The sequence below is a fragment of the Promicromonospora sp. Populi genome (genome assembly GCF_041081105.1).
Taxonomy (GTDB): Bacteria; Actinomycetota; Actinomycetes; order Actinomycetales; family Cellulomonadaceae; genus Promicromonospora.
The window spans coordinates 5,209,992-5,224,924 of sequence record NZ_CP163528.1 but is presented as its reverse complement, the minus strand read 5'-3'; the positions used below and the strand labels follow the sequence as shown (position 1 = coordinate 5,224,924).

Below are 14,933 nucleotides of genomic sequence, written 5' to 3'. Positions count from 1 at the left end.
GGGCATCAATGGACGATCTAGGTCCGAGTGACCGAGATGGAATTTTCTATTACCCGTTCACTACATACCAGTATCAGAACATAAACGACGCAACGGTTCTGGAGATGTTCGCGCGACTCAACACCTACTCAATTGGATTGAATAGGCAAGAACTGCGCAACGGAAGATACTTCGGTCAGTTCAAGACGACGGTCTATGAGACCTCGTATCGGCACATCGAGTTCTGGCGGCGTTACAGAATCCTGTCCGAGGGCGCAATTGCACGCATGTCCGAGGCTGAACTTACGAGCGAGTTGTTTGTTCTGATTCTAGACGGGCTCCAGGACAAGAAGACCTCCCTGGACGAGTTTTACGGCAACCTTGATGACTACTGGGGCACGGATCCGCGCTTCTGGCGAGCAAAAAGAGATTCGCGCCGACCTGCGATCTGGCTGGACCGCGAAGAAACCGTTAGGCGTTTCGATACCACCCTCAGCGCTATCGCAGAATCTGTCGGCGAGTTGATCCCTCGCTCGTCGTTCCGTCGGCCGGCGTTGTTCTATTCGCTATTCAGCGTCGTCTATCACCGTCTCTACGGAGTCAACGCCGTCACAGAGCTCGATTCCCCCCAACGACCCCTCACAGCAAAGTCCAAGAGAAGACTCTGGGAAGCAGTCGAGGAAGTAAGCCAACTCCTTACCGAGAAGCCTTCACCCGAGTCGGTGCCTAGCCGAGACCGCGATCTGTTGATCGCATCCGCGAGCCAGACGGACAATCTCTTGCCGCGACAAGTTCGACTAGAACAGCTCTGGAATCGGGCGAATCTGTCGGCGGAGTAGAGCCCATGCCTAGACGGTCGCCGCAAGAGGATCTGATGCGGTCAATCGCATCTAGCATCAGAATCGCATCCGCTACCGAGACACTGTGGCTAACTGCACCACCGACCAGTTCGCTGCGCCGGCAGTTGACCGTGGAACAGCTCGAGGCTCTTTATGAAGCGGCATATTTGCGGGTGTTCGCGGCCTGGGAGTCCTACCTCGAGTCAACCACGATCCGGTTGATGGCTGGAAAAGGAACTTCAACGTACTCTCCTCGACCGGCGCCTGGACAGGTTTTGGAGCGCACACAGAAACTGTCTCGTGCAAAACTACTCAACGGTCAGGGATTCCTTCTGTGGCATAACCCGGGTAGGGTCGCCAATCGGGTCGCCAGGTGGCTCGACGCGTGCCCCGTTGAATCTGTAATTCTCTCGAACCTGGCAGAATTGCAAGCGATGGCAATGGTCCGGCATGCAATCGCACACAACAGTGACGATGCCCGAAGTAACTTCGCGCAAGCCGCTCTTCAACTATGTGGCATCGCGCATCAGAGGCCGGGGCATTTCCTTCGGAGTCAAGAGATCAGTGACCCGCTCAATCCGATGAAGTGGCTATTGGTCCTGAGTAAGAGGATCGAGTCATTCGCGGTCACGATCGATACTTAACATTGCCGCCTCGGTGCGCAGCGTCTCGTCCTTTTGCTGAACTTCGATGGTGCCGTGACCAGCACATCGCGTACGTATCGCTACCGCAGGCGTACCGATGGCGGCGCCAACGACAGCGAGCAGCGTCGGCCGATTCCGTTGCCCGACTTACGGCAGCGGGTCCGGGCTGCCGTCGGAGGAAGGCGCGTCGACAGGAAGCGAGCAGAGAGCACCAGTGTGGTCACGGGTCCATGTCGCACCGGCCAGGTCGCGGTAGAACCACAACGGGACCGTTGGATCCTCTCCCCCGGCGAACACCTTGCCCAGATTGAACCTAAGCGACTCCCCTGGCGGAAGAATCGGCGACATGGGGCCAATCGAGCTTGGTCCCCCATCTTCGGGCCTCAGTGTTTCGCCGGGCCCGACAGTGAAGATGGGATGACCGCTGTAGTTGGTGATATTGAGGAAAGAATCCGGGATCTCTGAGGCCCCTTCCGCGCATGACTCCCACACGATCGGCTCATCGGTGTCGATCCACACTGCAACTTGCCGAGCCTGCCGTTCGTGATCCCGGCGCACCTCCGCCTGCTCGGCACTTCGCTGTGCTCGGCGCGCCTCATCGCGCTCAGCTTCAGCAATCTTGCGGTCGTCCCGCGCATGAGTAGCGAGCAGCACCGCGATAACCGCAGCAGCGGCCGAACCAAGGGAGCCAATGATCTCCCAGCCGTCGTGGAACCATGCCCAGAATCCAGTCATCCCCAGATGGTTTCACCTGCCATCGCAGCTCCGGACATGACCTGCGAACCGCCTCACCTGTCAAGATATTCGCAGGTGTCGACGCGCACGACGGTGACCCATGTACCCCAGCCCGGATAGTGAGCAACGAACCAGCGCCGCGGCCCGCTGATGTTGGTTACCTCGCCCACCACCGTCATCACAGTGCCGTCGTACGCCTTGCCGTACAGCGCGTGAGGATCTGCCTTGGCAGCATCCTCGACCGGCGATCGGTGGTCTGGTGCCGGATGAGCTTCCTGCTCGCCGGTTGCCGCTTCCTACCTCTTGCCGGTACGCCCCCTGCATAGGGCTCAGCCGCGCTCGCTCAGTGCCCGCGGCGTCTATGTCGTTCATGGATGCAGCATGCATCCAAAGCGAACGGGGGGCGGGACGAAGACTGGATGCTGCTCGTGCACGTGCCACCCCCTCCTCTCGAATCAGCTGCTAGCTAGCAGCCGCCGGGCTGCCGTCAGCTAGGCAGAGTGCGATTCGGGCGCAATTAATGGAACGCGCCGCTGCACTAGGACCTACCGCCTCCTGCGATTCTTGCTTGTTGAAGGACCCTTCCCACGCTCGGGCGCGAGATTGAAGGAATCGAGTGAAAGATCATCCAGTGGGATGACAGGAAGTGTAACTGTAGCGACAAGTGGTGTAATTAGCGGGTCACTCGTCACGACGACGCCGATTACCTGCCAACCGCTGACATCACCATCCAGGCCTAGGTCCAAGACAACGTCAGAGATGTGCTCGCGCAACCAATCAATTCGCCTGTTATGGAGTTCAACCGCCGATTTCTTACCCTTCTTCCCGGAAAACATCTTCTCAAGCTCGTTCGCCAGCTCCGCCGGCGTCCGTGCGATCTCGAAGTCCTTCGCCTCAACCGCGATGATCGTTCGGGTCTCAGCGTGGACGGCAAGGATGTCGATGTCGCCGATGTCATTGCCCGCCGAGTCAGAAATTCGACGCTTTCTGACCTTATTCACGGATAGTCGGGTTGTCATCCCAAGCTGATCAAGTCGGGTCGCCACCGCGCGAGCAAAATCATCGTTGATCTTCCGTCTCGCCTCTGAGATGCATCTCTGCATCTCAGTCGTCTTCGCGCGTCCCTGCAGCCGACCCGACAGCAGGTTGTCGACCCAGTATGGACCCAAGCTGTAAATGCTTCGAAAGCCGAAGACCAGGTCATTCCCCTGCAGCACCAACGGTCGTCGAACATACGAGCTATCTCTGTTAAATCGCCACGGAAAGGCGTCTGATTTGATGCTGAGGAAGGACGGACGCTGCGTGAGAGTAATGCCGTCAAATACTGCCGTCACCACGCTAATCGAAACACCTCGCATCGCGCCCACTTCTGCGACAGCCTCGGAACGACGAATACGCGTCACGCGATCGCCCGAAGCAAGATCAAGGAGCCCACCACACACTTCGCGGAGCTCCGTGAGGGTAAAACCAAACTCGGCGCGCATCGCGCCATCACTGTGGGCTATAAAGTTCAGGACGTCAAAATTCTCGTGGGCGTCTCTCACCTCGCCACTCAATGCATTGCGAACTGATCGCGTGCCTGAGTTCGCGGCGTACGCATCCATAGCTAGGATCACAGGCTCTTCTCGACCAACCCCTAGGCGTCCGGAGCCAAGGATCGAGACCTCGAAATCGGCAAGCTTGTAGTGAAGAAAGTCCGAGATAGTCGCTCTCTCGATGAGTTCGCTGGCGATGCCCAGAAGCCGGTAGTAGTCGAGGGTTTCAATCGCACGCGTTCCGGTCGGCGGTTGTGCCGCCACGTACTCGATCAAGAAGCGGCTGGCGCGCTGCGCGGTTGCGCTGTCCTTTCGATGCTCCACCAGCTCCGCAACCGTATGAGATTGTTCGCCGAAACACGCCAATCGAGATCTCAGCGTCGTCGCGTTTATCTTCGCGTCATGTATGAGTGCCTCATTCTGGAGTACGACAAATTCGAGAAGACTGCGCCCTTCGTATGATGCGACTTCTGTCTCAAGTCGTTCAAAAAGATGCTCGACCGCGGCGTTCAGCGCGTCAACCCTATGTTCGTCTGCGAGAGGTCCGGTCGAAAACCGGCCACCGGTCGGAGACCTAAGCCACTCACCGAGTTCGTCAAGCAGACGGGCCGTGATCTGGCTGTGGCCCGTCAAGGGTCGGGGAAGGTGTTCGGCCACCATATCGGGGGACCCGTTCTGGCTATAGACATTGAGCATCCGCTTCGGACCTAAAGGCGCGACCATGTCAACCATCGAATCTAGGTCGCCCTCGGGGATGCCAAAGAGGCTGTTCAGGAGCACGGAAACGAGTTCACGCTCCGCGGTGTTCGTGGCGTCTTGAAGCAGTGCAACGAAGGACTCCGTGAACTCAATGGTGTGGCCGTGTGCAGCTGCCGTGACACGCACGGCCGGATCGGCCGTCGACCAATTGCCCACTCTCTTCCACGAATCTGAATCGCTTACCGCGAGGCGGATTTCGCTTGGTGCTCGGGTCGCTCGACCGCCCGTACACACTGCGCACTCGCGGACCCAGTAGGCAACACACTCGAGAAGCATTAGTTCGACGTTTGCTAGTTCGGGTTCTGTTACGTCGAAGGTAACAAATATCGCTTGGTCGCCTAGTTCAACGACAAATCCAATGTATGAAGCACCCGGCTCGACAATAAATATCTCTGGCGCATCCCGTGCGTATAGTCGCTGGACTTGCAGAATTTGCTGTCTTACTTGGGGAGCGGCGACGCCGTGACGGTCTACCTCTGCGTGGAATTTCTTGCGCGGATACAGCCCGTCACCCGCCTGAAACACCATGAGAGTGGGCAGTCGCTCGTCGGAAATATAGAACGATCTTTCGTTCTCAATGTAGATGCAGAACTCGTCGAGGATGTTAGTGGAGTACGACTCTCCAGATCGACTCTCTATCGCCTGGGCAAATAGCATCAGGCCGATTAATCTGTCCGGCTCGTGGTGCAGAATTACCTCAAGGTCATCAGCGCGAGCGATGAGCACCGGATCTGCGCCGTCCACATTAGGTATGCCCCAAAAGGAATCTCGGCCGGGACTGTCAGTGATAACAAGATGGAGTAGTTCTTCGGCCGAGGAGTACGTGCTTCGGGCGTCAGGGTTCACCAAGCTCGCGAGGCGATTCAATGCTGCCCCTGTGTTATAGGAACCCCAGACTTCTAGTTGCCAATCAACGAGCGGGTCAGTCGCCACGATGACGTGGATGTCACGCTTATCATCGACATTTAGGAGATATCGACTAATCGAGTCGGTTTGCTCTAGTAACTTCGCGGAGAAACCGCGCGGAAGCGACCTCAAGAAGCGTCGAAAAGCCGCTTCCCGCCAGCGCTCTCCTAATTTTTCGAGTTGACCCTCTTCAAGCGCGAATCGCAGAAGGTGAAAGCGCATGGTGATCGCGAGGTCCAGCGGCAGTACAACCCGATAGCCATTTGCGAGCCGAAGGAACGGCATGGTGTAGAGGCGATCATCGGTGATATCCCCGTCACATGGATCTACAAGTTGTCCTGGCTCGCAAGCGAATGTGTCAACAACCACGCGCAGCCAGTCGCTTTGAGAATCGAGTTCCTCGTTCGATATGAACGTTGCCTCGGTGAGTTTCTTTAGCCGCTGGGCTCCCGGTACATCAATGGGAGTCTGTGGTGTGCCTTCCGGCGATGTCCCTCGTGCCAAGCCGGCCCGCTTGAGCACCATGTCACTGATAGTTAGGAGCCCCTGGATCAGGTGGCGCGCTTGGTCACGTAGGCTGTCGGACACGCCCGGCTTATGGAATATGGCATTAATGAAGTTTTCTAGGTCGGCGATCGTGTGCTCACCGGATCCAGCCGAGATGAGGTACGGCCCACCGAAAAAGCTAACGCTCTGTACCAAAACTTCTGAGTACGGGTCTTCCTGCACAAGTACACTCCGACCGCCGATATCCTCCTGCTTCAAGATCGATCGGACTGCGCTTGGACTCACTGGTCGAGCACCATTTTCTGGCAGTGCCATACCCAGTGCCGCAAGTCGATGCAGTCGCACCAGTCGAGAAGCGTTCTCGGGGAGAAGCATCAGCCCGGATGCAGCCGCAACAAGTGAGGGGCCATCGACGGTCTTAGGAATGCTGTTGGTGCTAATACCTGCCACGGGTCAGTCCTCGCGGACAGAGGACTGCTGCGCGAGTATGTCCGCGACAGTCGACGCAAGCAATGGCGTATCGAGGCAAGCCAGGGACGAGGCAACCGCCTCGACCCTCAGGACTTGGTGCCCCGGAGTTTCATCAAGGTCCATTTCGCCTCCACGCACGGGTCGTCTGCTTAGGTGCCGATCACCACGATCAAACTAGCGAGGACGCGGCGGTGACCGAGTTTGGGCTAGTTCGCCCGACGCTCTCTCTGTCTTGAAAGCCCAAAAGCCGCAGCCGTCGCGCTAATGATCGAGTACGAGTCTGCGAACAAACCCAGAAGTACAAAACCATCCATGTGATCACCTCCGAACTTGGAACCGGCTTCGCGGAGTACTGCGAGGAAGCGGTCGAAGGTCAACAGGGTCACGATTGCGGCGGCTGCGGCGATTGAGCCTTGCGGTCCAGTTAGCGCCTAGCGCTGGACGACAGCCTACGACCGACCCCGAACAAGGGGCACGGCACAGCGGGTGACCGACGGGTGATCTCTGTCGAACGCGATCCAGGCATCCGAGGACGGCAGCGAGGACCTACCCGACGACTCGGCACTACCTCGCTTCACGGGGTCCCTCCGTGACCCGGAAGCTAAGCACTTCTCGGTCTGAGCCCACGTGAAACGGGCTAACGCCTTGCCCAGGCTGGGTGGCGCCGGGCCACCGCGCCCGCGTGGTCTGGAGTCGTGCCGCTTGACGTAACGCAGCAGCGGAAGGGGGACTGCTGCAAGGAGTGCTGACGCGCGGCGCTGAGGCGCCAGATTGCGCTGAAGTTCTCTACCAACCCGGTTTGACATATCCCCGTGGAGGGAAGCGCGCGGAGGTTCGACGGCGGGCACCGACTGCACGCGCCAGGATTACCGCGGCGTCCACAGTCGATGTCCACTTCGGGTGGCACAGACCATCCTCTGCCAGCAGCTTGGTCAGGTGGGTCAGTACCTTGCGTGCCGCTACAGGAGAAGCCTGCACCCGCCGGACGCACTCATCGAGCCCGTGTTCGGTCGTCGTGACGGTTTCCACGACATCGACGGCGCTGGCTCCGATGGCTGCGGCCCGGCGTTCTTCGTACGCGGCACGCCGGCACCCCTGCGAGCACCATCTCGCGGGCCTCCCCGTCGTCCTCACCGGGATCGGGTTACCGCATCGAGGACACGCGCCGGAAGTTCCCGCGCGATAGCCGGCTGCCCGAGGCTCAGCGGGCGTGCGAGACCCGTCGTCCCCCGGCCCGGCAGCACTCCTGTCGACACTCATGTACCCACCTCAAGGTTTCGTACGGACGGAACCGCTCACAACTTGTGCAGTAGGTGTGTGGCCTTCTCCGGGGCGGTCCGCGGGACCTTCTGTCTAGTCGCCCGACTGCCCTAGCCGTGCAGCCGTGCCTGTCTCGCCGCCGTGCTGTCTCGCCGCCGTGTCAGTCGCGCTGCACGCAGCCACGTACTCGTCCGCCATCGCGGCTCGCCGACTGTGCCCGTGCGGCCGTGGCGCCGAAGGGGCGCGCGGTGGAGTCCCCTACGAGCTTGAGCAGACTTCCCAGAGCATGCGAATGGCCGCCTTCCCCGGTAGTGGGATGGCGGCCTGGCGGTGACACTACCGGCTTAGCCGAACGACTCTCGGAAGACCCCATCGGGGTCCACGACCTCCAGGAAATCGATGAAGTCGAGGTTCGCCAAGACAAGGTTCACCTCAATCGCGAGGACAGCCTCAGGGACGATTCTGAACGTAGCTAGGTACGTCTCGGAACCGTTGAAGACATCCACGACGAGGAGAGTGCTGTCGAGCATCGACCGCGCGTCCGCGACGAAGACGAAATCCTCCACCTCGACCATCTCCGGGATTCTCGCAGGAGTGATTCGGGCCAACCGCGGGTCCTCCACGACCAGGAGGCTTGCCCTGTCCGTACTATTCGGCCCAACTTGCTGGCGAGCTTCGGCGAGCACCTCCTGGAAGCGGGCATCGTCGGTGTAGTCCGTTCGAACCAGGACGCCGGACAAGTCGAGCTCATCAACGGGTGGGACGATCTTCGCTGGCATGTCGCTCACGGCCGCCAACCTAGCGTCGAACCGTCCAGCCGGACTGAGTGTTACGTCGGGGCGACCCACTGGCGTTCTTGGCGAAGCAGGCCTGACGAGACTGGCCCTTATTGGCCCTAACTTCCGCCAATCTGGCCCTAGTTAGGGCCAATAAGGGCCAGTCCCGACCCCACACGGACCCACTCCAGCATTACAATAAGATCAGGTCAGCGGCCGTTTTCGGCCAGTTGGCTCGCATCATTCGATCGCCATCCGGCAAGGCTTCCAAACTAATCGCGCATGTTCGATACCCGTCGACCGATCCGAGTGCGGACGGTCAGGTCAGGTCAGGTCAGGTCAGAGAGCGTTTCCGACCTGGGCTTCGTACATTCGGGAGGGCCGAAAGCGCAGCCGGCTGGTCCCAGGTCCTCCGGGACGAGACCAGGAGCCGCACCTACCGCGAGCCCGAGTCTGGACCTGGACCTTGGTCAGCGCCGGAATGGTCGTCTTGGCGAGGATCGTGCTCAGGCTCGATCAGCCGCGCGTTCTTCCTGAGGTTCCTTCGGACCAGCACAACAATGGGAGCAGCCACGATCAGGAGAACCACGAGGGCGATCGCTCCGACGACCATCAGAACGTTCCCCACGCCAGCCATGTGGTCTCCGACGCTCCTGTCGTCGAGGCCAGCAGGACGCGGTCCGAGCTCGTTCGCCAGCCAGTCGTACTCGATGTTCCGGACCTCGCCCTGGTACTCGATCGCGAGGATGTCGAACCTCATCGGCAGCTCGTTCCACACCACCGTGGCGGCCGTCTTCCGCGCCACGTCAGCATCCATGGAGTCATGCAGCAACACGATCGTCACGATGTCGACCGACTCCTCGGGGTGTTCGACGTACTCCCTGCGCCCGGCGCGCACCCCCGCATCGTCGAACCCCGCGGCCACGAGCTCCGACCGCACAGAGGCAAGGCCCCGGAGAAACTCGCCCGAATCCGCCGTAGACGAACACCCGGTCAGGAAGATGAGCATCATCGTGAGCATGGCGAGCGCACGCCCGACCGGGCTACGTCCGATTGCAGAACCCCGCACAGCGCCACCCCCGTCATCGTGAGCGAATCGTCGCATATTGGCCTCGGTACCAGGACGTCTTCGCTACGTCGCCCGACGTAGCCAAGGTGTCGCCGCCTGCCGGACGTACCCGATCACCAAACGCACGAGTCTGGGCCCACAACATCCTTCAGGAGGCCCCGATGAAGACCCGCAACTCCGCCCCCGCCCTCACCTGCGGTGTGCTCGCCCTAGCCCTGATCTGGGCAGCGACCCCAGCGCAGGCCACAACGGCGACGCCCCCCTCACCGGTCACAAGGTGGGCACAGCACCACGCCGTCCACATCCCGGAAAGCCCGCTCCGCCCCGGCCCCGACCTAGCGACCATTACCCGCGCCACCAGCGGCGCCCAGATCATCTGGCCTAGGCGAACCAGGCCACACGATCAGCGAGGTCACCACCCTCCAGGCCCGCTACCTCCGGCACCTCGTTACAAACGCAGGCGTCCGCGCAATCGCCTTCGAGATGGACTGGACCCTCGCGCTCAGCGTGAACGACTACGTCCTAGGCGCCCGCGACGACCTCGATGCCGTCCTGGCCAAACAGGAGAGCATCTGGCGCACAACCGAGATGCGGAGCGTCCTCGAATGGCTCCGGCACTACAACAACACGCACGCCGACGACGTCGAGGTCGCCGGCGCGGAGTACTTCGCGACCGGGCAGCCCGCGTACGACGCAGTCGAGGCCTACATCGCGGCGAACGTGCCCGACCGGCTCCCCGAGCTGCAGGCCCACTACGAGCTGCTGGAGCCGACCAGCGACAACGCCGGCGAGCACCTCTGGGCCCACCTGGCGATCAAGGACAAGGCCCCGTACGTCGACGCCGCGGCCGCCTTGGAGCGCTTGGTCGCCGCCGCCCCGCACGGTGCGGGCCGCGACGTCGTCATGCACCATGCCCGCCAGATCCACTCCTGGTACGAAGGATTCAGCCTGCCGTGGGCCGACATCCCCAGCTACCGGGACGCGCGGGCCGCCGAGAACGTGCGCTGGTGGCAGCGGCACACCGGCGCTCGCACCGTCTACTGGGGAGCATCTGCGCACGTCGCCGACGCGCCGCAGCTGACGATCACGGAGCCGGGCCAGCCGGACACTACTTTCGCCAGCGCGGGGTCCCACCTTGAGGACTGGTACGGGCGGGACTACGTGACGGTCGGTTTCACGTTCGACCGCGGCACCTACGTCACCGGCGAGGGGCAGAAGGTCGATCTGCCGCCGGCGAGCGCCGGCTGGTTCGAGGAGCCGCTCGGTGACGTGAGGTCGGAGCGGTTTGTCCTCGATCTGGACCGGCCGGCTCCGCCGGCGGTGCGCGAGTGGCTCGACGCCCCGCTCATCACGCGTGGACTTCCGGAGTACGGGAGCGAATCGGTCGCGTATGGCGGCACGCTGCGGGACTGGTTCGACGTCGTCGTCCACACCCAGGAGGTCTCCCCCGCGCACCCGTTGTGACCTGGGGTGCCCTAGCGAAGCGCGTTCAGTTCGTCGAGGGCGCGATGGCCGCGCTCGACCACCTCCGGAACGACGTCGTCGCGCCCGTGCCGGATGGGGATCTCGAGCATGTGGAGGATGTGGGCCGCTGTGAGCACCGCCGCGCCCTCCCAGCCGACCAGGTCGAGGATTCTTGTCCACAGCCGCCCTCGGACGTCGTCCAGCAGCGGGTCCCGGAAGGAGTACCACACGAGGGTGGTGAGATCGATCGCCCGCGTGCCGCTACCTGCGTTCCCGATGTCCACGACCGCCACCACCACTCCGTCACGGACCAGAATGTTGCCGGGGGTTGCGAGGTCGGCATGGACCATGTCAGGTGCGTCTCGTGGTGGTGGGACGTCGGCACACCCGAGCCGCAAACGTTCGACCAGGGCCGACACCTCGGAGGAGTACCCCGAGAGCCTGGCTATGGACTGGCGGAGACGCGATTGCTCCGGCGGCTCGTTGAAGTCCGGCCCGGCGGCAGCCAGTTCCTGACCGATGGCGACGCGCCAGGCGTACGACCAGTGGTCGTAGGGCTCCGAGGCCTGGCCAGCCTGGAGCTCGATGATCTCCATCAGCTGATCGACGAGGGACGCGGTCAGCTCCGGCGCGGGAGCCGCGTCGACGAAGTCCATCAGCTGCCATACATGAGTGGCCGTCGCCCCCACCCCGAGCCAGGCCGGGGTGGGGTAGCCGCGCCTACACATGTGCTCGACCACTCGCTGGGCGCGCAACGTCTCGTCCAGGTGGTTGGGGTGTGCCCGGGGCACTGCCTTGAGAACTGCATCTGCACCTCCGGCCAGCTGGACGCGCACGGCGCCCCCATTGACGCCTCCGGGTAGGCGACTGAGAAGAGTGACCTCTGCCCCGACCACGCTGGCCACGTCGTCCAGGACCTCGGCCGGCAGCACCTCGGGACTGTTCATCGGCTCGTGGCCGGTAATGGCGGAGCGCAGCACATGCACAGCACCCTACGGCCGAACCTGACCGGTCCATCCATCCCCGGGGGAAGGGGACGAGCGCACGCTGGCCGCGTCGAGGAGAGCGTCACCGAGCGCGGTGGTGGTGTAGACGACGCGGCGGCCGTGCCGTTGGCGGCTGACGAGCCCGTTGGCTCGCAGGACGGCGAGATGCTGGGCGACGGCGCTGGGCGTAGTGCCCAGCTCTCGGGCCAGGTCGGTGGTCGTGGCCGGTGCGGTCAGGGCCCGGAGCAGGCCCGCCTTGCTCCGGCCGAGCAGCCGGACCGTGGCGTCGGGCGCGGGCGTCTGGTCGACGACGGCGCCGAGCGCCGCGATCCCCCGGCAGGGGTAGCGCAGGGTGGTCCAGGTGGTGGTGTTGCCTTTGACGATGACGCGGTCGGCCCCCAGCGCCACGGGGAGCAGGACGAGTCCGCCACGCGCGACGGCGTCGTCCCGCCGGTCTGTCAGGACGGTGAGGCGGCCGTCTGACCAGACGACGTCCCGGTGCAGGTCGGCGAACAGCCGTGCGGCGCCGCCGGAGGTGAGCTGCGCGGCGCGGTGGGCGATGTCGGTCTCCAGCAGCGCCTGGATTCGCGGCCAGTGGGGACGAACCAGCTGGTCGTGGGCCTCTCGGAGCTCCGTTGCGACGACGGCGAGCCGTTCCGTGGGCGCATCGGCCAGGTCTCGGGCTGCGGGCGGCAGGTCGTTCCCGAATACGCGGTGCAGGCTGTCGATGACGTCCCGTGGCGCGGTCTGCCGCATGGCCTCCAGGTCGTCGTCGATGCTGGTCCGGGTAGTGGCTGGGGCCGGCAGGAGGAACTGGGGCCAGGCAGGGCGGTCGCTGACCAGGAGCGGCCAGGTCACCGCGAGCCGCAGCGGCCGGTGCGCGAGTCGTTCCCGGGCCCAGCGGACCCAGCCCCTGACTCGAGGGGACGGGTCGGGCTGGGCAAGCTGCTGCAGGCCGGAGATGGTCTCGGCCAGCGGCGAGACGGCGAACCGGGTGCCCGCGAGATCGGCGGTGCCGATCTCGATGCTCAGTGCCATGGACCCATGATGTAGCGCAGCGCTCAATCGTGGTGCGCCATCTGCCCGCCTCGCAGGCTGTGGGCATGGCATCGACGGAGGACAAGCTGCCCGCCCGCTACTGGCGGCTGTGGTGGGCCGGGGCGATCGACAACGTCGGCAACGGAGCGCTGGTCACGGCGCTGCCGCTGCTCGCGGTCACCCTCACCGCAGATCCCCGGCTCATCTCCGTAGTCGCCGCTGCGAGCTTCGTGCCCTGGTTGCTGTTCGCGCTCCCGGCCGGGGCCGTCGTCGACCGGTACAGCCGGATCGGCCTGATGCGAGCTGCCCAGCTGGTCCAGGCGGTTGTGGTCATGGCGCTGGCGGCCTTGGTCGCCTCCGGGGTTGTCGACGTCGTATCCCTGATGATGGCTGCCTTTCTGGTCGGCGTCTGCCAGGTCGTCTTCGGCATCGCGAGCCAGTCCGTGATGCCGGAGATCGTCGAGTACCGGCTGCTCGCCCGGGCCAACGCTCGGCAGTACCTGGCCACGACGGTCGGGCAGAGCTTCGTCGGACCTCCGGTCGGGAGCCTCCTGTTCGGTTTGGCGATCGCGCTGCCGTTCGGGCTCGACGCCGCCGCCCTGGTCACCTCTGCGTTGCTGCTGACGAGGTTGCGCGGCGCGGCGCCGCCGCGCGGGGCAGTCCAGCGTGCAGGTCCGGCGGTTCTGGAGGGCCTGCGTTGGCTCGTCGGGCACCGGTTGCTCCGCACGCTGGCGCTGCTGCTCGGCGTCAACACCTTCTGCTTCCAGCTCGGCAACGTCACCCTCGTGCTGCTGGCCACTCAGGAGCTCGGCGTCACCGCGGCCGGTTACGGGGTGCTGCTCGCGGTGGCCGCCGTCGGGAGCGTGCTCGGTGGATTGCTCACTGCGCCTCTGGTCGACGTGTTCGGGCAGATCCCCGTGCTGGTCGTAGCGCTGGGCGTGAACGCTGTCGTGTTCGTCTTCCTGGGACTCAGCCCCGACGTGTGGACGCTCGGGGCGCTGCTCGCGCTCAGCGGACTGGTCACGGCGGCGTGGAACGTCGTGACCGTGACGCTCCGGCAGGAACTGGTGCCGCCTGGCCTGCTCGGTCGGGTCAACAGCGTCTACCGGTTGCTCGGGTGGGGGCTCATCCCCCTTGGTGCGCTGGCTGGTGGGCTGATCGCCTACGAGATCTCGAATCGGGCCGGGTATCCGATCGCGGGAGTACTCCGGGGCATTGCGCTCCTGATCAGTCTGCCGATCCTCATGCGGGCTTACCGACAAGGGCTGGGGCCGCCAGCGTCCTAAGGTCGCGGGCCGAACCCTTGGCGCAGGACAGCCATCGTGTCGAGGTTCGACCACCCTGCCGCGAGCAGGCACCTGGCCGCGAGTTCATGCGCTTCCGCGACGAAGGTGTCGATCGCTTCCTTGGCGACCGGCCATGGCTGCGCCGCGGTGGTCTCGGTGATGAAGCACGAACCGGCCGCCCAGCCGCCTTCGGTACGGACGATGCGGATGACGCCCTTCTCCTCGTACGACGACGGGGCGTGGTCGAAGTCGTCGTCCGGCTCGGTGCCATCGCCCGCCCACTGGGTGAGAGCGACAGCGAGCTCGGCGACCTCGAATCGCGGCTCCTCGAATAACACCGTGTGGTAGTCGTGCAGTTGGAGATCGGCCTCGACGTAGAGCTGAAGTTCTGCCGACGAGATGCTGCGTCCGGACGCCCGAAAGGCGCGCAAGTCCCTGAGATCCGGCGCACCGATGCGAAACCACCGGTCGGAGCGCTGGGCGCCGGTCGTCTCGGTCATGCCCAGTTGCACCCCAGCGCCAGCCGGGCGATCTCGGTCTCCACGCGCTTGAGGGTAGCGCTCGGGAGAGGTGGCTGTGGGAGACTCCCCCGTGCGCTCCGACCCAAGGATGTCGAGCGGCGTGACCTGACTGCCGAGGAGGACTTAGTGGCGTACGCCCTCGCTCTGGACCCACTCGG

General features: G+C 63.5%; 10 protein-coding genes. 3 read left to right on the top strand and 7 right to left on the bottom strand.

Annotated features, from left to right (window positions below):
- The first annotated feature begins 104 nt into the window (after positions 1-104).
- Positions 105-818 (top strand): hypothetical protein, encoded by a 714-nt coding sequence (locus AB1046_RS23740; RefSeq protein WP_369375847.1) that lies wholly within the window; start codon positions 105-107, stop codon positions 816-818.
- A gap of 791 nt (positions 819-1,609) precedes the next feature.
- On the opposite strand, the gene AB1046_RS23735 is transcribed toward AB1046_RS23740, so the two are convergent.
- The 4 genes from AB1046_RS23735 to AB1046_RS23720 form a co-directional block, all read right to left on the bottom strand.
- Positions 1,610-2,197, bottom strand: coding sequence for a hypothetical protein (locus AB1046_RS23735; protein ID WP_369371733.1), 588 nt, complete (start codon positions 2,195-2,197; stop codon positions 1,610-1,612).
- A gap of 545 nt (positions 2,198-2,742) precedes the next feature.
- Positions 2,743-6,354 (bottom strand): hypothetical protein, encoded by a 3,612-nt coding sequence (locus tag AB1046_RS23730; RefSeq protein WP_369371732.1) that lies wholly within the window; start codon positions 6,352-6,354, stop codon positions 2,743-2,745.
- Positions 6,355-7,979: 1,625 nt separating this feature from the next.
- Positions 7,980-8,423 carry a hypothetical protein gene (locus tag AB1046_RS23725; protein WP_369371731.1) on the bottom strand — a complete coding sequence of 148 codons (444 nt, stop codon included), beginning with the start codon at positions 8,421-8,423 and terminating at the stop codon, positions 7,980-7,982.
- Positions 8,424-8,847: 424 nt separating this feature from the next.
- Positions 8,848-9,420: a hypothetical protein gene (locus AB1046_RS23720; protein WP_369371730.1), complete on the bottom strand. Its 573-nt coding sequence runs from the start codon at positions 9,418-9,420 to the stop codon at positions 8,848-8,850.
- Positions 9,421-9,882: 462 nt separating this feature from the next.
- Between AB1046_RS23720 and AB1046_RS23715 the strand changes: the two genes are divergently transcribed.
- Positions 9,883-10,944, top strand: coding sequence for an erythromycin esterase family protein (locus AB1046_RS23715; RefSeq protein ID WP_369375839.1), 1,062 nt, complete (start codon positions 9,883-9,885; stop codon positions 10,942-10,944).
- An 11-nt stretch (positions 10,945-10,955) separates the two neighbouring features.
- Here AB1046_RS23715 and AB1046_RS23710 read toward each other — a convergent pair whose 3' ends face one another.
- Both AB1046_RS23710 and AB1046_RS23705 read right to left on the bottom strand, forming a co-directional pair.
- The gene (locus AB1046_RS23710; RefSeq protein WP_369371729.1) at positions 10,956-11,891 is read right to left on the bottom strand and encodes a phosphotransferase; all 936 of its coding nucleotides are present in this window, start codon (positions 11,889-11,891) and stop codon (positions 10,956-10,958) included.
- Positions 11,892-11,936: 45 nt separating this feature from the next.
- Positions 11,937-12,968 (bottom strand): ArsR family transcriptional regulator, encoded by a 1,032-nt coding sequence (locus AB1046_RS23705; RefSeq protein WP_369371728.1) that lies wholly within the window; start codon positions 12,966-12,968, stop codon positions 11,937-11,939.
- A 65-nt stretch (positions 12,969-13,033) separates the two neighbouring features.
- Here AB1046_RS23705 and AB1046_RS23700 point away from each other — a divergent pair, with 65 nt between their 5' ends.
- Positions 13,034-14,254, top strand: a complete 1,221-nt coding sequence (locus AB1046_RS23700) for an MFS transporter (RefSeq protein ID WP_369371727.1) — start codon at positions 13,034-13,036, stop codon at positions 14,252-14,254.
- Here AB1046_RS23700 and AB1046_RS23695 read toward each other — a convergent pair.
- Positions 14,251-14,754, bottom strand: a complete 504-nt coding sequence (locus AB1046_RS23695; RefSeq protein ID WP_369371726.1) for a hypothetical protein — start codon at positions 14,752-14,754, stop codon at positions 14,251-14,253. The genes AB1046_RS23700 and AB1046_RS23695 overlap by 4 nt on opposite strands.
- Between the last annotated feature and the right edge of the window lie 179 nt (positions 14,755-14,933).